This is a genomic window from Kluyvera sp. (genome assembly GCF_965301105.1).
Map to the genome: position 1 here is coordinate 94070 of NZ_CBDKZX010000004.1, position 21613 is coordinate 115682.

The following is a 21613-nucleotide window of genomic DNA, read 5'->3' on the forward strand; positions in this document are numbered from 1 at the left end:
CTTTTTCGCTGAGAAAAAAGAGAGTCGGTGAGCAGTAGATAAAAAAACGGCCCCGAAAGGGGCCGCTTGGGGAATATTATGCGGCTGGGCGGGCAATCACGCTGCGCGTCTCCATGCGGACTTCCGCGATGGTGACATCAATGACGTCGGTGACCTTATAGACCACTTCGCCTTTGATCTGCACGGTGCCGCTCTCCTGGCTGCAGACCAGCTCGTCGCGCACGGCATGCAGGAACGGCGCTGGAATAAAGGCGACCGCGCCGTTATCGACCAGGCGCACGCGCATACCGCCGCGGCTGATATCGATAATCTCAGCGGCAAAGCGCGTCTCTGTACCTGCCATTGGGCTCAGGTAGCGCGCATACAGCCAGTCAGCGACGTCGCGTTCTGCCATGCGGTTCAGGCGACGGCGCTCGGCCATCTGCACGGTTATGTCATCCTGCGGACGTGAGGCGCTTTCACCTTTAATCACCGCCTTCAGCAGACGATGGTTAATCATATCGCCATACTTACGAATCGGTGAGGTCCAGGTGGCGTAGGCTTCAAGACCTAAACCAAAGTGCGGACCCGGCTCGGTGCTGATTTCAGCGAATGACTGGAAGCGACGGATACGGCTGTCGAGGAAGCCAGATGGCTGTGCGTCCAGCTCGCGGCGTAGCTTGCAGAAACCGGCCAGCGTCAGCACCTCTTGCGGATCGACGTGCACATCATGCGTTTTCAGCAGGGCCGCCAACGCTTCAGTGTTATCCGGCGCGAACCCGGTGTGGACGTTATAAACGCCGAAACCGAGTTTATCGCGCAGTACGCGAGCAGCGCAGATGTTCGCCGCAATCATTGACTCTTCAACGATGCGGTTAGCAATGCGGCGCGGCTCGGCGACGATATCCAGTACTTCGCCTTTCTCACCCAGCACAAAACGGTAGTCCGGACGGTCTTTAAACACCAGCGCGTGGGTTTGACGCCATTCGCTACGAGCCTGGCATACGCGCTGCAGCAGGGTAATCTGGCGTGCGATTGCTTCGCTCTGTGGCTGCCAGCTACCGGTGTTCTCCAGCCAGTTGGAGACGTCGTCGTACACCAGTTTGGCTTTTGACTCGATACTGGCGGCAAAGAACTCAATGTTGTCTTCGATGGTGCCATCGGCGGCCAGCGTCATGCGGCAGGCAAGCACCGGGCGCACCACGTTAGCGCGCAGCGAACAGAGGTCGTCAGACAGCTCGCGCGGCAGCATCGGAATGTTGAAGCCCGGCAAATAGTTGGTAAACGCGCGAATTTTCGCGGCGTTGTCCAGCTTGCTGCCTTCCACGATCCAGGCGGTAGGATCGGCGATGGCGACGGTCAGCAGCAGCTTGCCATCGGCGGCTTCTTCCACGTACAGCGCATCGTCCATATCTTCGGTGCTGGCGCTGTCGATGGTGACAAAATCCAGCGCGGTGAGATCGCGGCGCTCAAGGCCTTCGTCCTGCATCTCGGTGGCGACGCCGTTCGGCGCTTCTTTTTCCAGGTTGTGACGGGCGAGGGTAACCCACCATGGCACAAAGTGGTCGTCACCAAAGGTGATGAATTGGGTCAGCTCGGCGTAGAAGCTGCGATCGCCTTTCAGCGGATGACGGCGCATTTCAGCAACGGCCCAGTCACCCTCTTTAAAATCATGCGTTACGCCGCGTTCGGCGCGGCAAGGAATGGCGTCTTTCAACAGCGGATGGTCAGGCACGATAGACAGACGATCGTCCTTACGATGCACCTTGCCCACAAAGCGGGTCAGGAACGGCTCGACCAGTTCTTCCGGCTCTGCACTCTCTTTTTCGCGTTCAGAGTGGATCACCGCAATAATACGGTCGCCGTGCATCACTTTTTTCATCTGCGGCGGCGGAATAAAGTAGCTTTTCTGTGCGTCGACTTCGAGGAAACCGAAACCTTTTTCCGTGGCTTTGACGACCCCTTCCGCGCGGGGCGTTTGGGAATGGAGTTGCTGTTTTAGCTGCGCAAGCAGCGGGTTGTCCTGAAGCATATTGATCTATTTTCGTGGCCAAAAGAGCGGCTGTCATTTTTACGCGAATCCATAGGACGCAGCAAGCGCTGTTTCACCTTTTACGTAACTTGTTGTGCGGCTCCGAGCGCGATGTGCAGGCGATTTAACCAACCGCTCAATGCGCTCCAGGTGAGCAGGGTGATAGCGTCAGGCGTCGATAGCCCGTGCTCGATAAGCGGGTTCAGCTGCGCGGCGCTAAAGCGGTCCGGCGCGCGGGTCAGTAACTGTGTGGCCTGAGCGAGCGCGCGTTCGCAGGGGAAATGGTGGCTCCACGCCAGAATCGCCCGTTCACCGTTGCGTACCGCCTCGGGTAGGCCGCTGGCGCCCTGCCATAATCCGCTGTTGTAGTTGAAACAGCTCACGCTGCCGTTGATGCGCGCGGGAATGAGCGCCGACAGCGGCAGCAGCGGATGCGTAAACGTCAGGGCATCCAGGAGTTCGCCGAACCCGGCCAACAGCGTCTCCTCGTGCGCCAGCACCGGCGCCAGCGCGTGCAGTTCTGGCAGATTTTGCCAGCGGGAGAGCGCTTCACCTTGCGGGGTGTTGGCCTGGTGGGCTTCGATAACCTCCAGATCGGTGTGCCACTGCGCGCTTTCATTATTAAAGCGATCGGCGTCTGAATCCTCCTGCACCGGCATGCCGGGGATCCAGCGCACCGGAAAGCCCAGATGCGCCTGGAAGAGGGCGACGACGCGGGCCTGGAAGCCGACAAAGCCCACAATCTGATTAATCAGAATGATGTCGTGCAGCGTGAGCCCTACGCCGTCCAGTTGCTGGCGCGCACGCGGGGTGATGATGGACGGCGAGCTGGCAAGCTGACGTGCGTATTCCGTCATTTGCGCCAGCCGACGGTTACTTTCTCGCGATGAGTCAGGCCCCTGTAGAGGGGCGAGACGCGCGGCATAGTGGTTACACAGCCGCTGAACGCCGGAAACCTGCGCCACGGTCAGGGCGGTACTCAGGCGGTCGTAATCGCTGAACGTGCGCAGACGGTTCACCGGAACGGTATCCGGAAACAGTAAATTAGCCAGCTTACGGCCAGCGTTCAGCCAGCGCTGATTGGCATTAAGCAGCGCATCAGGCAGGACGAGGTCGAGTAAAAAACGGTCGTCAACGTGCGCAGCTTCAGGAACCAGCGGCATCACGTCGCTGTGTTGGGTTCTCGACTGGGTCTCGTGATACCAGTGGTTTTTGCCGGAAACGCGGCGTGGCTCCATGGGAGTTCCTTGATCTGAAGGTGGCGAGCCAGCAGCGTCGAAGGAGATGTTGCCGGATCGTTATGGATAAATATCCTGGCGCATGCGTGACGAGGGAGAAAATATTGTTCGGCGATAATTAATAACTGACTGGAATAACAAAGGCGGGAGGGGGCTCCAGGCCGGATAAGGCGTTTACGCCGCCATCCGGCAATATGCGCCAATTTGCCTGATGGCTCTGCGCTTATCTGGCCTGGAATCGGGGCTACAGATCCAGCTCGTTCATGGCCGCAATGCTGAAGCCGCCGTCAACGTGCAGTACTTCACCGGAAACACCGGCGGCCAGGTTTGAGCACAGGAAGGCGGCGGAATTACCAACATCTTCAATGGTCACGGTACGACGGATCGGCGTAACCGCTTCGCAATGGGCGAGCATTTTTCGGAAATCCTTTATACCGGAGGCGGCCAGCGTACGAATCGGGCCTGCGGAGATAGCATTGACGCGAACCCCCTCCGGCCCCATGGCGTTAGCCATATAGCGGACGTTAGCTTCCAGCGACGCTTTCGCCAGGCCCATCACGTTGTAGTTGGGGATGGCGCGCTCTGCGCCGAGGTAGGAAAGCGTCAGCAGGGCTGAACCGGGGTTCAGCATCCCACGGCAGGCTTTCGCCATCGCCACGAAGCTGTATGAGCTGATGTCGTGGGCGATTTTAAAGCCTTCACGGGTGACCGCGTTGACGTAGTCGCCGTCGAGCTGGTCGGCGGGAGCAAAGCCAATCGAGTGAACGAAACCGTCAAACTGTGGCCATGTTTTTACCAGCTCGCTGAACAGCGCTTCAATGCTCGCGTCTTCCGCCACGTCGCACGGCAGCACAATGTGCGAGTCCAGCGAGGCGGCGAAATCTTCCACGCGGCCTTTCAGTTTGTCGTTCTGATACGTGAACGCCAGTTCGGCCCCTTCGCGGTGCATCGCCTGGGCAATGCCGTAGGCGATGGACAGTTTGCTGGCGACGCCGGTAATCAGGATACGTTTGCCGGAAAGAAAACCCATAGCGTAATCATCCTTCTCTTGATGGTGATTGCGGCGATCAGCGGTCTTTACGCCAGGCATCGGCGGTCAGCGCCTCGCCAAAGTGACCGGCAATCAACCGTTTGGTTAAGTCGTGCAGCGGGGAGGCCAGCACGTCGGCGGTGCTGCCGCGCTCGACCACTTCCCCCTGGTGCATCACCAGCACCTGGTCGCTGATGTGCTTCATCATGCCCAAATGCTGAGTCACGTAAATATACGAGATGCCCTGTTTTTCCTGCAGTTCGAGCATCAGGTTTACCAGCTGCGAACGCATCGACATATCGAGCGAGGCCAACGCTTCATCGCAGATAATGACCTTCGGGCGCAAAATCAGCGCACGCGCCAGGCCCAGACGCTGTTTCTGCCCCGGCGCCAGCATGTGCGGATAATAGCTGACGTGGTCGGGCAACAGGCCGACCAGGCGCAGGGTATCGATAATCTGCTGACGTCGCGCCTCGGGTTCAAGGTCGGTGTTCAGACGCAGCGGGAAATCAAGGATCTGCGAAATGCGCTGACGTGGGTTCAGCGAGGTGCTCGGATCCTGGAAAATCATGCGAATGCGCTGGCTACGGAATGAGTAGTCGCCAAACTCCAGCGGATGATCGTCAATCAGCAGTTCGCCGGTGGTCGGCTCCACCATCCCGGCCAGCATTTTGGCCAGCGTCGACTTGCCCGAACCGTTCTCGCCGATAATCGCCAGCGTTTGCTTTTCACGCAGGGTAAAGCTCAGCGGCTTCACCGCCTGTAGCGTCTGGCGATGGAACCAGCCGGTGCGGTAGCGGAAGGTTTTGCTTAGGTTGCGCACTTCAAGCAGCGTTTCGACCATGTCACTCTTTCTCCATATTCAGCGGGAAATGACAGGCGAACAGGTGGTTCTTCGCTCCCGTCAGACGCGGGGTTTCAATACATTTGCGCTGCGCGTACGGGCAACGCGGCCCCAGACGGCAGCCCATCGGCAGCTGTTCCAGCAGGGGAATGGCGCCGGAAAGAGTATTCAGGCGACTTTTATGCGGCATTGAGCGGCCAAAGTCCGGAATCGCGCGGATCAGCGCCTGGGTATACGGGTGATGAGGGATGGTCACCAGCTCTTCGCTCGGCGCGGTCTCTACCGTTTGCCCGCAGTACATCACGTTGATCTTATCCGCCCAGTGGGTCAGCATCTGCAAATCATGAGAAATCAGCAGGATGGTGGTGTTGTTATTCTGATTGAGGCCGGTTAACAAACGGAAGATCTGCGCCTGGGTGGTCGGTTCCATGGCGTTGGTTGGCTCATCGGCAATCAGCAGGCGCGGCTGGTTAGCCAACGCGATGGCAATCATAACCTTCTGGCATTCGCCTTCCGTCAGCTCATACGGGAAGCTGCGCATCGCGTCTTTGTGATCCTTGATGCCGACGCGGTGCAGCAGCTCGATCGCGCGACGTTTGCGCCAGCCGAAACGCTGCCACCAGTGGCCTTTGAAGGTCCAGCCGGGAATGTTCTGCATCAGCTGCAGGCCCACGCGTTCAGAAGGATCCAGACAAGACTGCGGTTCCTGGAAAATCATGGAGACGTTGTGGCCGACCAATTTTCGCCGCTCGCGGTTGGACAGGCGCAGTAGGTCGATATCGTCAAAACGCATACGGTCGGCGGTGACGCGCCAGTTATCTTTGGTGACGCCGCAAATCGCTTTGGCGATCAGGCTCTTGCCTGAACCAGATTCTCCCACCAGGCCGCGAATTTCGCCTTCGGCCAGCGTCATGCTGACGCGGTCAACGGCCTTCACCCAGCCTTCGTTGGTTTTAAATTCGATGGTTAAATTGCGTATATCAAGTAACGGCATTACTCCACCCCCGCGTTAATGGCGCGGCGAATACCGTCGCCCAGCAGGTTGACCAGCAGCACGCTAATCATGATTGCCGCGCCCGGCAGCATCACCGTCCACGGCGCCACGTAGATAAGCTCCAGCGCATCGCCGAGCATCGCGCCCCATTCCGGTGACGGCAGCTGCGCGCCAAGATCGAGGAAGCCCAGCGCGGCGATATCAAGGATCGCCATCGATAGCGCGCGGGTAATTTCGGTGACCAGCCCGGCAGCAATGTTCGGCAGAATGGCAAACCACAGAATATTGAGCGTGGTGGCGCCGTCGAGGCGGGCGGCGATGACGTAATCGCGTTCCAGCTCGTCGTGTACCATGCTGTAGATTGAACGCACCATGCGCGGCAACAGGGCCAGCCAGACGGCAAACATCGCGTGGCTGAGATGCGGCCCGGCAAAGGCGACGACGATAATCGCCAGCAGCAGCGACGGAATTGACAGCAGCGTGTCGAGAATATGGTTCAGCACCGCCGAACGCAGGCCACGGGTTGATCCCGCAAATGCGCCCAGTACCAGCCCGAAGGCGGTGGCGGCGAGGGTGACAACAAACGCGCCGCCGACGGTGGGCGCGGCACCGCTAAGCAGGCGGCTCAGCACATCACGCCCCAGATCGTCGGTACCGAGAAAGAAAGAGACTTCGCCGTAGCGCGACCATGACGGCGGCAGAAGCTGATAGCCGAGGAACTGCTGATCGATACCGTACGGCGCAAACCAGCCGCCCAGAATGCACACGACCGCCAGCCCGGCGCAGCCGTACAGGCCGATCATCGCCGTGGTGTCGCCATAGAACTTGCGCCACACGGTGCGCAGCGCACCCGGCGGGCGTTTCTCGAGGTAGACGCTATCGTAAGGCATACCATTCCTTATGTTTCAACGGGTTAGCCATAGCACCCAAAATATCGGATATCACGTTCACAATGATCACCAGCGCGCCAATCACCATCACTCCGGCGGAGATCGCCGCATAGTCCTGCTGGCGAATGGCATTAATCATCCAGCGCCCCAGTCCTGGCCAGCTAAAGACCATTTCGGTGATCATCGCCAGAGTTAGCATGGTGGAGAACTGTAGGCCCAGACGTGGGATCACCGGCGGCAGCGCGTTGTGCAGCACATGGCGACGCAGAATGGTCAGACGCGAAACGCCGCGCGTTGCCGCTGCTTTCACGTAGTTGGTGTCATAGACCGCAATGGTGCTGATACGCATCAGACGCACCACCTCAGTGGTGGGCGCGACGGCCAGCGTCAGCACCGGCAGCACCATATGGCGCACAGCGCTCATAATCATTTCATGCCGCCACGGCGAGTCGGAGAGCCAGGCATCAATCAGCGCGAAGCCGGTGACGCTTTTCACTTCATACAGCAGATCGAAGCGCCCGGAAACCGGCAGCCAGCCCAGCGTCAGCGAGAAGAAGAGGGTCAGTAACAGCGCCAGCCAGAAAATCGGAATCGAGAAGCCGAGCAGGGCGAAGAAGCTGATCACTTTATCCTGCCATTTATTGCGGGTGATGCCCGCCAGCATGCCAACGGGAATGCCTATCAGCAGCGCAAAGCCAAACGCCAGAATGCACAGCTCCATGGTCGCCGGAAACACTTCGCGCAGCTGTTCGGAAATCGGCTGGCCGTTAATGCTCGATACGCCAAAATCCCAGTGCATGACGCCGTCAAACCAGAAGGCCCAGGCGTTCCACAGCGACGCGCCCTGTAACGGCGCGTGCGGCGTAAAATAGCTCAGGCTGAAGCCGACAAAAGTCAGGAAAAAGAGGGTAACCAGCAGCAATAACAGGCGACGAAGGGTGAAAATAATCATGGTTTTTGCACCTTCTCTTCTTTTTCCCGCGACACGCCGGCGAATGAGGTGTTGCCAAACGGACTCAGCACCAGCCCTTTAATATCGTAACGATAGGCCTGCAGGCGTAGCGAAGACGCCAGCGGCAGCACCGGCAGCTCGCGCGCCAGAATTTGCTGGGCTTCATCGTAGGCGTCAATGCGTGAGGCCAGTTGCTGCGAGTCCAGCGCTTTGCGCAGCACATTGTCAAACTCACGGTTACACCAGTGGGCGAAGTTGGTCTGCGAGGTAATGGCCGCGCAGCTCAGCAGCGGACGGAAGAAACTGTCCGGATCGTTACTGTCCGTGGCCCAGCCGGAGAGTGTCAGGTCATGGTTCATGTCCATCAGCCGTGCTTCCTGGAAGCGGCCCTCTACCGGTACGATAATGACCTTCACCCCAATCTGCGCCATGTCCGCCTGAATGAGCTCGGCGGTTTTCAGCGGGCTCGGGTTCCACGCCTGAGAGCTGGTTGGCACCCACAGGCGCAGCGTCAATTTATCCAGCCCCAATGCCTGTAAACGTCGACGCGCTTCTTTCGGGTTGTATTCGGTAATTTTAGCCTCGTTATCGTAAGCCCAGGAGGCGCGAGGCAAAATAGAGGCCGCGGTTTCTGCGGTGCCGTAATAAATGGACTGCATTAAACGCTGATTATTAATCGCCAGCGACAGCGCGTGGCGCACTTCCGGATTATTTAGCGGCGGCTTGTCGGTGTTGAAGGCCAGATAGGCGATGTTCATCCCCGGGCGCAGCGTCAGGCGCAGGCGCGGGTCGTCGCGCAGAATGGTGAGCTGGCTGGCGGCAGGCCAGGCCAGCACGTCACACTCGCCGGTCAGCAGCTTGGACAGCCTGCCGGTGCCACCGGAACCCAAATCGACCACCACCTGCGGCATCAGCGGCGTGCCGCGCCAGAAGGCGGAATGGCGCTGCAGGCGAATATACTGCCCCGCGCGGTACTCGTCGAGCTGGAACGGCCCGGTTCCCACCGGCTGGCGGTCGAGCTGTTCCTGACGATCCTGTTTAGTGAGCTGATTAGCGTATTCCGCCGACATCACCGATGCGTAGTGGGTCGCCAGATGCCAGAGGAACGAGGCGTCCGGACGATTGAGGCGAAACTCTACCGTGTGGCTATCAAGTTTGCGCACGCTCTTCACGCTGTCGGCGAACTGCAGGCTGTCAAAATAGGGGAACGCGCCGCCGTTGACGTTATGCCACGGATGCTGGCGATCGAAAATGCGCTCGAAGGTAAATACCACGTCGTCGGCGTTCAGCGCGCGCGACGGCTTAAACCAGCGGGTGGTTTGATACTGTACGTTAGGGCGCAGGTGGAAGCGGTAGGTTGCGCCGTTATCCAGAACTTCCCAGCTTTCCGCCAGCTCGGGCACCAGACGATAGGTGTACGGGTCGACGTCCAGCAGGCGGTCGTAGAGCTGGGCGGCGAGAGTATCGACAATCAGCCCGCTACCGGCTTTTTGCGGGTTAAACGTGTTGACCTGCCCGCTGACGCAGTAGACAAAGCCGCTGTCGCGAATGTCGGCATGGGGTGGGGCGAGCGGCTGCGGCGCGGCCATCGCCTGGCTGCAGATTAACCCCAACGCTGCCAGGAAAGGTGACAAATTCAGGCGCATAGTTTCATTGTTTTTTCGATTGATCTGCAAAGTGTATCGCACTTACGGCTACCAGGTACAAATGTCTGCGTGCAACTGCTTTAAAAGTCATCAACTCAGTGGGGTTAACTCGTATAACACCAGCGCATTGCTCTCCAGCGCCTCAACCACCTGCCAGCTTTCCTCCAGCGTTTCTTCGCGCACGCTGAGCGCGGGCCGGGTTGTGTGCGCCAGCCATGTCCAGCTCTCCTCGTCCGGGCCGCTGCTGCTTTCTATCGCCTCCAGCCGCGGGAAAAGCGCGCCATTGTGCTGGTCGAACAGGTGGCGTTTGATTTTCCACTTACCGCTCAGCCCCTGAAGCTGTACCGGGTACTGCTGACGAAACCGCTGAATAAAAGCCTCTTCGCTGGACAGCCACGGATTAAACACCACCGGGTTGCGCAACAGCAGCTGGTAGCGGCCGCGTTGATGCAGCAGTAGCACGTTTTTATCGTTGACCAACACCTCGCCCTGTAAACGTCGCCATAGCCACAGCACCCAATAGATGGGGCGCGTCAGCCCGTGATGGTAGAAGAGCGCCAGGCTGGAGGTATCGAAGGTGCCGTTGCTACGCGCCTCACCCTGCTGGCTGGAGTTAAGCCAGAAGCCGGTGAGCTGTACCTGATCGGCCAGCCCCAGCAGGTTATTCATCAGCAGCGCGCCGCGGAAGAACTCGCCGTTGGTACGCCGGGTTGAGCCGGTAAGCGTGTTCCACGACAGCAGCCAGAGGGGTAACGCGAGCTGGCGCTGGCGTAGAGCGCGCTGGATCTGACGCACCTTCTGTACCGGGTCGTTTTCGGCGGCGGCCAGTCGGGTGCGGTCGAATGGCTGCTGGTGGAAACGCTCGTTGGCATTGGCCGAGCAGGCGAGAAAATCGGCCTCTCTCAGCAGCGGGGAGGTGAGGATTGCGTCGTCTACGGTATCGTCATCGGTAACGGTAAAGCGGTGGCAGATGCCCAGCTGCGAGTCCGGCGACCATTGCCGGATCGCCGCTTTTTGCTGTGCCCAGACCTCGGCGCTCGCCTGTGGCGACCAGTGCCAGACGAACTGCCAGCTTGCCAGCGTTGACGGAGGGAAGTGCTGCGCGGCAAGGCGTAAAAACTGGCGCAGTAGATCGGGACGCGTGGTCAGGCTGGTGTGGAGCAGTACCTGCCATCCCATACGGGCAAGGAAAGTAAAAACCTGCTGTAAATGGTACCAGCAGGCGTAGCCGACCATTTGCGGATCGTCCCAGCCGTCGCTAAACAAACGGCTGCTCAGAAAAGGTTCATGGATATCGATCCCGTGGATAGGTATCTGCGCATGGAGCGTCATCAGCGACTGGCGGACATCTTCACGCAACAAATCATCAAGTTCGCGCAGCGTAATAATGAGCTGGCTATGACGCAGCGGCACGCGACGCGACGGCAGCGTGTCGAGGACAATCCGCCGCGCCTGGAGCGGCTGCTGGAGCGGTGGCGGGCTTTCCCAGTCCTGTTTGCCCGTGTGATTGAGCAGGGCATAGAGCGTCTCGGCGGCCACCGGCAGCGTGCGGTCGGGCGGGTTCTCGCGCGTGCGGTTACGGGCCACCGTGGTCGACTGCTGACGATACTGGCGCGGCGTCATGCCGTGGCGGCGCTTAAACAGATCGCTCATTACGCGAGCGCTGGCAAACCCCTGCTGCTGGGCAATTCGCTGTACCGGTAAAGTGCTTGTCAACAACTGTTCGGCGGCTTTCTCCAGACGCAGCGCGGTGATGTACTGCATAAAACTGACGCCGACTTCTTTGTGAAACAAACGTGAAAGCCAGGCTTCAGACACCCGCTCGCCGCGGGCGATTTCAGCAAGCGACAGGCGCTGGCTGTATTGTGACTCAATCCGTGTCACTACCTGGCGGATACGGTGGCTCCATGTGGACTCATTATTATGTGATGCGCCCGTTTTGCGTGGCTGCTGAAAATGGGTTGCCAACAGCAGGGCAATTTCGCTGAGCCAGCGGTTTGCCTCCAGCCGGGAGGTGTTTTCAGGGTTGATCACATGGCTAACCAGTAGCTGGCGCATCAGGCTGCGCAGCCGTCCTTCGTGCTCCATCGTGGGGTGTGGAACTTGATAATCAAAGGCAAAAAAATGCGCGTCCAGCCGGGTTAGCCAACTGCTGGCTATCATCAGCGTCATCACCGCATTGGCCTGCTCGCCGCGCAAACGCCAGCGCTGGTTGGGGTTGATGATGGCCAGCGCGTTGGTTTGCAGCGTACGCGTGTCGTCGGCACTTTCCAGCACGACCTCGCCATGCAGTAGCCACATCAGCGTTAACGTCTGCTGTTCGTTGTATGCCTGCTGACGAATGTCCTGCACCACCACAGAAAAATCACTGATTTGCTGCGCCACCTTTCCGCCCTCCAGCGAAGACAAAAAATAACGGTCTGTTTTTTGTCATAACTAAACCGTATGAAAAATAGTCATTACATTTTCCGTCAATATAAAACAAAAAAGCGCCTTTTGTGACCGCTCCGACGTCATAAACTCGACGTTATCACTGTGGAGCAATAAAGGGATAACAAAAATGACACATCCTATCGTTGAAGCATTGCAGAGTCAGGAAGCCGAATTTATCGCGCTACGCCACCGCTTCCATCAGCAGCCGGAGATTGGTTTTCAGGAGCATAAAACCAGCGCCGAAGTGGCGAAGCTGCTAAGCAGTTGGGGCTATGAAGTGGACTATGGGCTGGCGGGGACCGGCGTGGTGGGGACGCTTAAAGTGGGTAACGGCGGCAAAACGTTGGGGCTGCGCGCTGACATGGATGCGTTGCCGATGCAGGAACGCAGCGGCAAAGCGTGGGCCAGCGAAACGGATGGCTGTTTCCACGGCTGCGGACACGACGGTCACACCACTACGCTGCTGTATGCCGCAGAGTACCTGGCGCGCACCCGTCAGTTTAACGGCACATTGCACCTGATTTTCCAGCCGGCGGAAGAGTTGTTGTACGGTGGCCGGGTGATGCTGGAAGACGGTCTGTTTAACAAATTCCCCTGCGACCACATTTTTGGTTTACACAATATGCCGGGGCAGAAGCTGGGCAAAATTGGCCTGCGCGACGGTGCGATGATGGCCTCCTCCGACACGTTGCACATCGAAGTGCAGGGCGTGGGCGGCCACGGCGCGGTGCCGGAGCATACCGTCGATGCCACCGTTGTTGCCTGCCATATCACTCTGGCGCTGCAAACCATCGTCTCACGCAATATCAGCCCGTTTGACCCGGTGGTAGTGACCGTTGGCAGCATTCAGGCGGGGCATGCGCCAAATATCATCAACGATAAAGTCCTGATGAAGCTGACGGTGCGTACGCTCAACGAACAGGTCCGCGAAACCGTACTGCAACGTATTCACGACATCGCCGTGGCGCAGGCGGAAAGCTTCAACGCCACCGCCACGCTCACCCACGTCAACGGCAGTCCGGTCCTCAAAAACGATCCCCAGGCAAACCAGATGGTGCGCGATGTGGCGACGTCGCTGTTCGGCGCGGAGTCTATCGGCACGGTGAATCCGTTTATGGGCAGCGAAGACTTCGCGTTTATGCTCGAGCAGAACCCTAACGGCGCCTATTTCACCATCGGCGCGGGCGATGAACCAGACCGCTGCATGGTTCACAACCCGGGCTACGACTTTAACGACAACATCCTGCTGACGGGGGCGGCGCTGTGGTGCGGCCTGACGGAACACTACCTGCGTGGATAAATGACGCGCGCAACATGAGGGCGAGCCATGAGTACCGTGACGTTGAGTGAAACGCAGTATGTCGGCACCGACCGGCTGCTGACGGGGATTGTGTTAAGCGTATTGACCTTCTGGCTGTTTGCTCAGTCGGTGATTAACGTAGTCCCGGTAGTGAAAAACAGTATCGATATTTCGCTGGAGACGCTCACCCTCGCGGTGAGCCTCAGCGCACTCTTCAGCGGCTGCTTTGTGGTGGCCAGCGGTGGGCTGGCCGACAAATTTGGCCGGGTACGTTTGACGCTGATTGGCCTGGCGTTAAGCATGGTCGGTAGCGCGCTGCTGGTGGTATCTCAGGGGCCGCTGTTGTTCCTGACCGGGCGGGTAATTCAGGGACTGTCTGCTGCCTGCATCATGCCGGCGACATTGGCGCTGATTAAAACGTGGTATGAAGGGCGCGCGCGACAGCGGGCGATCAGCTTCTGGGTGATCGGTTCGTGGGGCGGCAGCGGCCTGTGCTCGTTTGTGGGTGGCGCGATCGCTACTGGCCTGGGTTGGCGCTGGATCTTTGTCTTTTCCATCGCGGCGGCGTTTGCAGCATTTTGGCTGATTCGCGGCACCCCGGAGAGTCGCAGCGCCACCGCGGTGCAGCATAAAATGGATCTCAGCGGCCTGTTGAGCCTCGTGGCGGCGCTGGTGTTGTTCAATCTGTTTATCTCCAAAGGTCACCACTGGGGATGGACCAGCGGCCTGTCGCTGACGATGCTGACAGGCGCTATTGTGGCGATGACCTTTTTTGTGCGCAGCGGAATGCGTAAAAAAGAGGCGGCGCTGATCGATTTCGCGCTGTTTAAAAATCGCGCTTATAGTGCGGCGGTGCTGTCGAACCTGATGTTGAACGGCGCGATTGGCACGATGATGATCACCAGCATCTGGCTCCAGCAGGGGCGGCACCTGAGCCCGTTCCAGACGGGCATGATGACGCTTGGCTATCTGGTGACCGTGCTGCTGATGATTCGGGTGGGGGAGAAACTGCTGCAACGCTATGGCGCAAGGCTGCCAATGATGGGCGGCCCGGCGATTGCGATGGCGGGGATTTTCCTGATCTCCTGTACTTTCCTCGACACCTGGACCTATATCGTGACCGTCTTTTTCAGTAACGTCCTGTTTGGCCTGGGGCTGGGCTGCTATGCCACGCCCTCCACCGACACCGCCGTCACCAGCGCGCCGGAAAATAAGGTGGGCGTCGCCTCCGGGATTTACAAAATGGGCAGCTCGCTGGGCGGCGCGTTTGGCCTGGCGATGACGGCGTCACTCTACGCGCTGTTTTTACCCTACGGCATGGCAAAAGCGGCACAATACGCGCTGTGGTTTAACTGCATGTTGTGCCTGGGGGCCATTGTGGTTAGCGCGCTGATGCTGCCGCGTCGCCGTCAGAGTTGATGTTTTTTCAATAGTGCCCGCAGTTGGTGATAGGTTAATCCCAGCAGTTCGGCGGCGTTTTTCTGGTTAAACCGGGCCTGTTGCAGACTCTGCTGCAACAGGTCTTTTTCTTGTTCAAGCTGGAACTGACGCAGGTTCAACGGCAGCGTCGGGCCGGTGATTTCCGTTGCGGGTTCGTCGGCGATGGCGGGCTTGCGGCGGAACGGGTCGATAATAATGTCATCCAACGGTTCGTCGATGGATCCGTGGCGATAAACCGAACGCTCGACCACGTTTTTCAGCTCGCGAATATTACCCGGCCAGCGGTAGTGCAGCAGCGTGTCGCGGGCGCGGTCGGTAAAACCGGGGAACAGCGGTAGCTTCAGCTCGCGGCACATCTGAATGGCGAAATGTTCGGCCATCAACATGATGTCGCTCTGGCGTTCGCGCAGCGGCGGTAGTAGCACCACATCAAAGGCCAGCCGGTCGAGCAGGTCGGCGCGGAAAGCGCCTTCTTCCACTAATTGAGGCAGATCGGCATTGGTGGCGCACACCAGGCGGACGTTAACCTGCAGCGGCTGGCTGCCGCCGACGCGCTCCAGCTCGCCGTATTCAATCACCCGCAGCAGCTTTTCCTGCACCAGCATCGGCGCGGTGGCCAGCTCATCAAGAAATAGCGTACCGCCGTCTGCACGTTCAAAGCGACCCGGATGACGTTTTTGCGCGCCGGTAAAGGCCCCGGCTTCGTGGCCGAACAGTTCAGAGTCGAGCAGATTTTCGTTCAATGCCGCGCAGTTCAGCGAGATAAACGGCCCCTGCCAGCAGGAGGAGAGGTAGTGAAGACGGTTGGCGATAAGCTCCTTACCCGTGCCGCGCTCGCCGATAATCAACACCGGCTTATTGAGCGGCGCGAGTCGGGAAACCTGTTCCAGCACTTCAATAAAACGGTTGGCCTCGCCGAGAAGGGTATCTTTGTAATCTGCCATGATGAAATTCGCCACTTGTTGGTGTAATTCGCCATTTCACTGTAGGCGTTTGCGGCACAAAATTCAATCACATCGTTTATAATCAATAAGATAAAAAGTTGGCACGGAAGTTGTAATAGTCTTTGCGCAGGGCTAAGCCCGAAACACAGAACTATGAGGATTGAACAATGGGTATTTTTTCTCGTTTTGCCGACATCGTGAACGCCAACATCAACTCGCTGCTGGAAAAAGCGGAAGACCCGCAGAAGCTGGTCCGTTTGATGATCCAGGAAATGGAAGACACGCTGGTGGAAGTGCGCTCCACCTCCGCCCGTGCGCTGGCGGAAAAGAAAGATCTGACTCGCCGCGTCGAACGCGCGCTGGCGCAGCAGGAAGAGTGGCAGGAGAAAGCCGAGCTGGCACTGCGTAAAGATAAAGAAGATCTGGCACGCGCGGCGCTGATTGAAAAACAGAAGCTGACCGATGTTATCGATACGCTGGAACATGAAGTCACGCTGGTGGATGAAACCCTGGCGCGGATGAAAAAAGAGATTGGCGAGCTGGAGAATAAGCTCAGCGAAACTCGCGCCCGTCAGCAGTCTCTCGCGCTGCGTCATCAGGCGGCGAATTCGTCCCGCGATGTGCGCCGTCAGCTGGACAGCGGTAAACTGGATGAAGCGATGGCTCGCTTTGAATCCTTTGAACGCCGCATCGACCATATGGAAGCTGAAGCGGAAAGCCATCGTTTTGGCAAACAACCGTCGCTGGACCAGCAGTTCGCCGAACTGAAGGCCGATGACGAAATCAGCGAGCAGCTGGCCGCGCTGAAAGCCAAAATGAAGCAGGACAACCAATAATGATTCCGGCGGCACCAACCGTGCCGCTGCTCATAATATATAAGGAGTTTCTATGAGCGCGCTTTTCCTCGGCATTCCCCTGACGTTATTTGTCCTGTTTGTATTGCCGATTTGGCTGTGGCTGCACTACAGCAATCGCTCCCGCTCTGGCGAGTTGTCACAGGGCGAGCAGCAGCGGTTGATGCAGTTAACCGATGACGCAAAGCGGATGCGCGAGCGTATTCAGGCGCTGGAAGCCATTCTGGATGCCGAACATCCGAACTGGAGGGACAAATAATGGCGCTGGATTTTAACAAAAAGCTGTGGCGAATCCCGCAGCGGGGCATGGTGAAAGGGGTCTGCGCGGGTATTGCCGAGTACCTCGACGTGCCGGTGAAGCTGATTCGTATTATTACCGTGCTGGCGATGCTGTTTGGACTCTTTTTCTTTGTCGTTGTCGCCTATGTGATTTTAACCTTCGCCCTTGACCCGATGCCGGAAGGGGTGATGAACAACCCGCATCAGCCCTCCAGCCGCGATTTGCTGGATGCGGTGGATGCGGAACTGACCGCCGGTGAACAGCGGTTACGCGAGATGGAACGCTATGTGACGTCCGATACCTTTACGTTGCGCAGCCGTTTCCGTCAGCTCTGATACAGAGGTGAATAATGAGCAATAAATGGCAGCGGGCAGGGCAGAAGGTGAAACCCGGTTTGAAAATCGTCGGCAAGCTTGCCCTGCTGACCGCACTGCGCTATGGCCCGGCAGGCGTTGCCGGGTGGGCGGTGAAGTCCGTCGCCCGTCGACCACTGAAGATGTTTCTGGCGGTGGCGCTGGAACCGCTGCTGTCGCGCCTCGCCAAACGCTATTTCCCCATGGCAAAATAGCGCTATCGGCGTTGACAGGAGTGTCTGATAAGCAATGAAGCGACTCAAAAATGAATTCAATGCGCTGGTCAACCGTGGCGTTGACCGGCATCTTCGTCTTGCCGTTACCGGCCTGAGCCGTAGCGGCAAGACCGCATTTATCACCGGCCTGGTGAATCAACTGCTGAACGTGCATACCGGCGCGCGGCTGCCGCTGTTGAGCGCGGTGCGCGAAGAACGCCTGCTGGGGGTGAAACGTATTCCCCAGCGTGACCTCGGCATTCCCCGCTTTACCTACGATGAAGGGCTGGCTCAGCTGTACGGCCAGCCGCCGTCATGGCCAACGCCGACGCGCGGTGTGAGCGAAATTCGCCTGGCGTTGCGCTATAAATCTCATGACTCGCTGCTGCGCCACTTTAAAGAGACGTCCACGCTGTACCTGGAGATTGTCGATTATCCCGGCGAGTGGCTGCTGGACCTGCCGATGCTCAATCAGGATTACCTGACCTGGTCGCGGCAGATGACGGGGCTGCTGAATGGCCAGCGTGGCGAATGGTCGGCCAAATGGCGCGAGCTGTGCGCCGGGCTGGATCCGCTGGCACCGGCCGATGAAAATCGGCTGGCGGAAATCGCCCAAGCCTGGACCGACTATCTGCACCGTTGCAAACAGGAAGGGCTGCATTTTATTCAGCCGGGGCGCTTTGTGCTGCCCGGCGATATGGCCGGCGCGCCGGCGCTGCAATTTTTCCCGTGGCCGGACGTTGACGGCGTGGGAGAGGCGAAACTGGCGCAGGCCGATAAACACAGCAACGCCGGGATGCTGCGCGAACGCTTTAACTACTATTGCGAAAAGGTCGTGAAAGGCTTCTATAAAGATCACTTCCTGCGTTTTGACCGCCAGATTGTGCTGGTGGACTGCCTGCAGCCGCTGAACAGCGGGCCGCAGGCATTTAACGACATGCGCCTGGCGCTAACGCAACTGATGCACAGTTTCCACTACGGTCAGCGCACGCTGTTCCGCCGCCTGTTCTCGCCGGTGATTGATAAGCTGCTGTTTGCCGCCACCAAAGCGGATCACGTTACCGTCGATCAGCACGGCAACATGGTGTCGCTGCTGCAACAGCTGATTCAGGACGCCTGGCAGAACGCTGCCTTTGAAGGCATCACCATGGACTGCCTGGGGCTGGCGTCGGTACAGGCGACGCAAAGCGGGTTGATTGAGGTGAACGGCGAGAAGATCCCCGCGCTGCGCGGACACCGGCTGAGCGACGGTCAGCCGCTGACCGTCTATCCAGGCGAAGTGCCAGCGCGTCTGCCGGGGCAGGCGTTCTGGGATAAACAGGGCTTCCAGTTTGAGGCTTTCCGCCCGCAGACGATGGACGTTGACCAGCCGCTGCCGCATATCCGTCTGGATGCCGCGCTGGAGTTTTTAATTGGAGATAAGCTGCGATGACCGACTCATTTAAACCGCGAATCGATTTTGACGGGCCGCTCGACGACGTCAAGCCGGAACAGTTTAAAACCGCACAGGCGTTTGAGGGGGATGCGGCAGAAAAATTTGCTCCCGTCGCGCTCGATGCCGACGGTGAGCAGGAAGGTCAGGCCGAAGCCACCGTGGAAGCGGCGCTGCGGCCAAAACGTAGCCTGTGGCGCAAAATGGTGACCGCTGGGTTGACGCTGTTTGGCGCCAGCGTCGTGGCGCAGGGCGTGCAGTGGACGGTCAACGCCTGGCAAACCCAGGACTGGGCCGCGCTGGGCGGCTGCGTTGCTGGCGCGCTTATCGTGGGTGCGGGTGTTGGTTCGGTCGCCACCGAATGGCGCAGGCTATGGCGGTTACGCCAGCGCGCGCAGGAACGCGATGAAGCGCGGACCTTGATGCAAAGCCACGGTGTGGGTAAGGCGCGTGCGTTCTGCGAAGGGTTGGCGCGTCAGGCCGGATTGGATCAGTCGCATCCGGCGCTTCAACGCTGGTACGCGGCGATCCACGAAACCCAGAGCGATCGCGAGGTGGTGAGCCTCTACGCGCATCTGGTGCAGCCGGTGCTGGATGCTCAGGCGCGTCGTGAAATCAGCCGTTCGGCGGCGGAATCGACGCTGATGATTGCCGTCAGCCCGCTGGCGCTGGTGGACATGGGCTTTATCGCCTGGCGCAACCTGCGCCTGATCAACCGCATCGCCAACCTGTACGGCATTGAGCTGGGCTACTACAGCCGCCTGCGCCTGTTCCGTCTGGTGCTGATTAATATCGCTTTTGCCGGGGCCAGCGAACTGGTGCGTGAGATTGGCATGGACTGGATGTCGCAGGATCTGGCGGCGCGTCTGTCCACGCGTGCGGCGCAGGGCATCGGGGCCGGGCTGTTGACCGCGCGTTTAGGCATCAAGGCGATGGAGCTTTGCCGTCCGCTGCCGTGGATCGATAACGACAAACCGCGTCTTGGCGATTTCCGTCGTGAGCTGGTGGGGCAGTTGAAGACCACGTTGCAGAAAGGCAAGACAGCGGCGACGCCGGATCAATAAGCGAAGATAAATAACCTTATGCCAAAATAGCATAAGGTATATCTATACTTAACTTTACTGAAAGTGACATGCGGGGCTAACTTAGCGGATACCGTCAACTGCATGATCACTCTCAGGAAGTCCGATGACCAGAAAACTGCTGCCGTTATTTGTGCTGACCGCGCTGTCAGCCTCCGCGTATGCCGCCACCCCACCGAACACGTTGGTAGTGGCTCAGGGGCTGGACGATATTGTCAGCCTCGACCCGGCGGAGGCCAACGAGCTCTCCAGCATCCAGACGGTGCCGAGCCTTTATCAGCGTCTGGTGCAGCCAGACCGCAACGATCCGGCAAAAATTACGCCGATTCTGGCGGAAAGCTGGCAGGCCGATGCGGCAGCGAAAACGCTGACCATCAAGCTGAAAAGCGACGCGAAATTTGCTTCCGGCAACCCGCTGCGTCCGGAAGATGTCATCTTCTCTTACACCCGTGCCGTGACGCTGAACAAATCACCGGCATTCATTCTCAACGTCCTCGGCTGGCAGCCGGACAACATCGCCAGCCAGCTGAAGAAAGTGGATGACCATACCCTGCAGCTCCGCTGGACCGCCGACGTCAGCCCGGCGGTGGCGCTGAATATTCTGTCCACGCCGATTGCCTCGATTGTGGATGAGAAGCTGGTGGCTGCCAACGTCAAAGGCAGCGACTTCGGCAACGAGTGGCTGAAAATGCACTCGGCGGGCAGCGGTGCATTCAAAATGCGCGTCTATCAACCGCATCAGGCGATCGTCCTGGAAGCGAACGAAACCTCGCCGACCGGCGCGCCGAAGCTGAAAAGCGTGATCATCAAAAACGTGCCCGATCCGGCCTCCCGTCGTCTGCTGATTCAGCAGGGCGACGCCGACGTGGCGCGCGATCTGGGTGCTGACCAGATTGACGCTCTGCAGGGCAAACCGGGCCTGCAGGTGCTGAGTATTCCTTCCGCCGAGCAAAACTACCTGGTGTTCAACACCGGCAACAGCACCAACCCGCTGCTGGCCAACCCGGCGTTCTGGGAAGCGGCCCGCTGGCTGGTGGACTATAACGGCATCACTAAAGATTTACTGAAAGGCCAGTACTTCGTTCATCAGAGCTTCCTGCCGGTCGGTTTCCCGGGCGCGCTGGATAACACGCCGTTCAAATTTGACCCGGCGAAAGCGAAAGAGATTCTGGCTAAAGCGGGCATCAAAGACGCGCACTTTACCCTCGATGTGGAAAATAAACCGCCGTTTATCACCATCGCGCAGTCGATGCAGGCGAGCTTTGCGCAGGGCGGGGTGAAGGTCGATCTGTTGCCTGCCGCCGGCAGCCAGGTTTACGCTCGGGTGCGGGCGAAACAGCATCAGGCGGCGATTCGCCTGTGGATCCCGGATTACTTCGATGCCCACTCTAACGCCAGCGCCTTCGCCTATAACGATGGTAAGTCCAGCACCGTGGCCGGGTTGAACAGCTGGAAAATCCCTGAACTGAACAAAGCGACGCTGGCGGCGGTGGCTGAGCCGGATGCCGCGAAACGCCTCGACCTGTACAAAAAAATGCAGGAAGAGCTCCAGCGTCATTCGCCGTACGTCTTTATCGATCAGGGAAAAACTCAGATTGTGGTTCGCGATAACGTGAAAGGCTATCAGCAGGGGCTTAACGCCGATATGGTCTGGTACGACCGCGTCACTAAGTAA

19 protein-coding genes are annotated in these 21613 nt (G+C 58.7%); 9 read left to right on the plus strand and 10 right to left on the minus strand.

The genetic code is table 11. From position 1 onward, the window contains the following. Positions 1-76: 76 nt before the first annotated feature. The 9 genes from ACW14G_RS02950 to ACW14G_RS02990 form a co-directional block, all read right to left on the minus strand. Positions 77-2011, minus strand: a complete 1935-nt coding sequence (locus ACW14G_RS02950; RefSeq protein ID WP_223802476.1) for an exoribonuclease II — start codon at positions 2009-2011, stop codon at positions 77-79. A gap of 80 nt (positions 2012-2091) precedes the next feature. Further along, positions 2092-3249: a CMD domain-containing protein gene (locus tag ACW14G_RS02955; protein ID WP_249021924.1), complete on the minus strand. Its 1158-nt coding sequence runs from the start codon at positions 3247-3249 to the stop codon at positions 2092-2094. A 244-nt stretch (positions 3250-3493) separates the two neighbouring features. Continuing rightward, entirely contained in the window at positions 3494-4279 is a 786-nt protein-coding gene (gene fabI / locus ACW14G_RS02960) for an enoyl-ACP reductase FabI (RefSeq protein WP_223802478.1), read from the minus strand. Positions 4280-4316: 37 nt separating this feature from the next. After that, complete coding sequence (sapF, locus tag ACW14G_RS02965) at positions 4317-5123, minus strand: putrescine export ABC transporter ATP-binding protein SapF (protein ID WP_064545963.1); 807 nt, start codon at positions 5121-5123, stop codon at positions 4317-4319. 1 nt (position 5124) lies between these two features. Beyond that, positions 5125-6117 (minus strand): putrescine export ABC transporter ATP-binding protein SapD, encoded by a 993-nt coding sequence (gene sapD / locus ACW14G_RS02970; protein ID WP_163448933.1) that lies wholly within the window; start codon positions 6115-6117, stop codon positions 5125-5127. Further along, complete coding sequence (sapC, locus tag ACW14G_RS02975; RefSeq protein WP_064545959.1) at positions 6117-7007, minus strand: putrescine export ABC transporter permease SapC; 891 nt, start codon at positions 7005-7007, stop codon at positions 6117-6119. The genes sapD and sapC overlap by 1 nt, the downstream gene beginning before the upstream one ends. After that, on the minus strand, positions 6994-7959 hold the full coding sequence (gene sapB / locus ACW14G_RS02980) for a putrescine export ABC transporter permease SapB (RefSeq protein ID WP_064545958.1): 966 nt from the start codon (positions 7957-7959) through the stop codon (positions 6994-6996). Before sapB ends, sapC begins: the two co-directional genes overlap by 14 nt. Continuing rightward, a complete protein-coding gene (gene sapA / locus ACW14G_RS02985) occupies positions 7956-9605 on the minus strand; it encodes an ABC transporter substrate-binding protein SapA (RefSeq protein ID WP_249021923.1) in 1650 nt (549 codons plus the stop codon). Before sapA ends, sapB begins: the two co-directional genes overlap by 4 nt. A 90-nt stretch (positions 9606-9695) precedes the next feature. Continuing rightward, entirely contained in the window at positions 9696-11990 is a 2295-nt protein-coding gene (locus ACW14G_RS02990; protein WP_249021922.1) for a helix-turn-helix domain-containing protein, read from the minus strand. Between the two features lie 175 nt (positions 11991-12165). Between ACW14G_RS02990 and ACW14G_RS02995 the strand changes: the two genes are divergently transcribed. Continuing rightward, positions 12166-13338 carry a M20 aminoacylase family protein gene (locus tag ACW14G_RS02995; RefSeq protein ID WP_167576032.1) on the plus strand — a complete coding sequence of 391 codons (1173 nt, stop codon included), beginning with the start codon at positions 12166-12168 and terminating at the stop codon, positions 13336-13338. Positions 13339-13365: 27 nt separating this feature from the next. Continuing rightward, positions 13366-14757 (plus strand): MFS transporter, encoded by a 1392-nt coding sequence (locus ACW14G_RS03000; protein ID WP_419057599.1) that lies wholly within the window; start codon positions 13366-13368, stop codon positions 14755-14757. Here ACW14G_RS03000 and pspF read toward each other — a convergent pair. Next, a complete protein-coding gene (pspF, locus tag ACW14G_RS03005; RefSeq protein WP_419057601.1) occupies positions 14748-15722 on the minus strand; it encodes a phage shock protein operon transcriptional activator in 975 nt (324 codons plus the stop codon). The genes ACW14G_RS03000 and pspF overlap by 10 nt on opposite strands. Before the next feature lie 167 nt (positions 15723-15889). On the opposite strand from pspF, the gene pspA reads away from it, so the two are divergent. The 7 genes from pspA to ACW14G_RS03040 all read left to right on the plus strand — a co-directional run bounded on the left by pspA (position 15890) and on the right by ACW14G_RS03040 (position 21613). After that, on the plus strand, positions 15890-16558 hold the full coding sequence (gene pspA, locus ACW14G_RS03010; protein ID WP_163447367.1) for a phage shock protein PspA: 669 nt from the start codon (positions 15890-15892) through the stop codon (positions 16556-16558). Positions 16559-16610: 52 nt separating this feature from the next. After that, a complete protein-coding gene (gene pspB / locus ACW14G_RS03015) occupies positions 16611-16835 on the plus strand; it encodes an envelope stress response membrane protein PspB (RefSeq protein WP_035894063.1) in 225 nt (74 codons plus the stop codon). Further along, positions 16832-17191: an envelope stress response membrane protein PspC gene (gene pspC, locus ACW14G_RS03020; protein WP_249023328.1), complete on the plus strand. Its 360-nt coding sequence runs from the start codon at positions 16832-16834 to the stop codon at positions 17189-17191. The genes pspB and pspC overlap by 4 nt, the downstream gene beginning before the upstream one ends. A gap of 14 nt (positions 17192-17205) precedes the next feature. Then, positions 17206-17424, plus strand: a complete 219-nt coding sequence (gene pspD / locus ACW14G_RS03025) for a phage shock protein PspD (protein WP_064545936.1) — start codon at positions 17206-17208, stop codon at positions 17422-17424. 34 nt (positions 17425-17458) lie between these two features. Next, a complete protein-coding gene (locus ACW14G_RS03030) occupies positions 17459-18856 on the plus strand; it encodes a YcjX family GTP-binding protein (protein ID WP_163447369.1) in 1398 nt (465 codons plus the stop codon). Then, the gene (locus tag ACW14G_RS03035) at positions 18853-19920 is read left to right on the plus strand and encodes a YcjF family protein (RefSeq protein WP_249021919.1); all 1068 of its coding nucleotides are present in this window, start codon (positions 18853-18855) and stop codon (positions 19918-19920) included. The genes ACW14G_RS03030 and ACW14G_RS03035 overlap by 4 nt, the downstream gene beginning before the upstream one ends. A gap of 124 nt (positions 19921-20044) precedes the next feature. Next, the gene (locus ACW14G_RS03040; protein ID WP_249021918.1) at positions 20045-21613 is read left to right on the plus strand and encodes an ABC transporter substrate-binding protein; all 1569 of its coding nucleotides are present in this window, start codon (positions 20045-20047) and stop codon (positions 21611-21613) included.

Bases quoted from the DNA above. Each gene is read 5' to 3' on its own strand.
- sapD (WP_163448933.1), bottom strand. From the start codon at position 6,117: ATGCCGTTACTTGATATACGCAATTTAACCATCGAATTTAAAACCAAC.
- fabI (WP_223802478.1), bottom strand. From the start codon at position 4,279: ATGGGTTTTCTTTCCGGCAAACGTATCCTGATTACCGGCGTCGCCAGC.
- ACW14G_RS03035 (WP_249021919.1), top strand. From the start codon at position 18,853: ATGACCGACTCATTTAAACCGCGAATCGATTTTGACGGGCCGCTCGAC.
- sapC (WP_064545959.1), bottom strand. From the start codon at position 7,007: ATGCCTTACGATAGCGTCTACCTCGAGAAACGCCCGCCGGGTGCGCTG.
- ACW14G_RS03040 (WP_249021918.1), top strand. From the start codon at position 20,045: ATGACCAGAAAACTGCTGCCGTTATTTGTGCTGACCGCGCTGTCAGCC.
- sapA (WP_249021923.1), bottom strand. From the start codon at position 9,605: ATGCGCCTGAATTTGTCACCTTTCCTGGCAGCGTTGGGGTTAATCTGC.
- ACW14G_RS02995 (WP_167576032.1), top strand. From the start codon at position 12,166: ATGACACATCCTATCGTTGAAGCATTGCAGAGTCAGGAAGCCGAATTT.
- pspF (WP_419057601.1), bottom strand. From the start codon at position 15,722: ATGGCAGATTACAAAGATACCCTTCTCGGCGAGGCCAACCGTTTTATT.
- pspB (WP_035894063.1), top strand. From the start codon at position 16,611: ATGAGCGCGCTTTTCCTCGGCATTCCCCTGACGTTATTTGTCCTGTTT.
- ACW14G_RS03030 (WP_163447369.1), top strand. From the start codon at position 17,459: ATGAAGCGACTCAAAAATGAATTCAATGCGCTGGTCAACCGTGGCGTT.
- ACW14G_RS02950 (WP_223802476.1), bottom strand. From the start codon at position 2,011: ATGCTTCAGGACAACCCGCTGCTTGCGCAGCTAAAACAGCAACTCCAT.
- sapB (WP_064545958.1), bottom strand. From the start codon at position 7,959: ATGATTATTTTCACCCTTCGTCGCCTGTTATTGCTGCTGGTTACCCTC.
- ACW14G_RS02955 (WP_249021924.1), bottom strand. From the start codon at position 3,249: ATGGAGCCACGCCGCGTTTCCGGCAAAAACCACTGGTATCACGAGACC.
- sapF (WP_064545963.1), bottom strand. From the start codon at position 5,123: ATGGTCGAAACGCTGCTTGAAGTGCGCAACCTAAGCAAAACCTTCCGC.
- pspD (WP_064545936.1), top strand. From the start codon at position 17,206: ATGAGCAATAAATGGCAGCGGGCAGGGCAGAAGGTGAAACCCGGTTTG.
- ACW14G_RS03000 (WP_419057599.1), top strand. From the start codon at position 13,366: ATGAGTACCGTGACGTTGAGTGAAACGCAGTATGTCGGCACCGACCGG.
- pspA (WP_163447367.1), top strand. From the start codon at position 15,890: ATGGGTATTTTTTCTCGTTTTGCCGACATCGTGAACGCCAACATCAAC.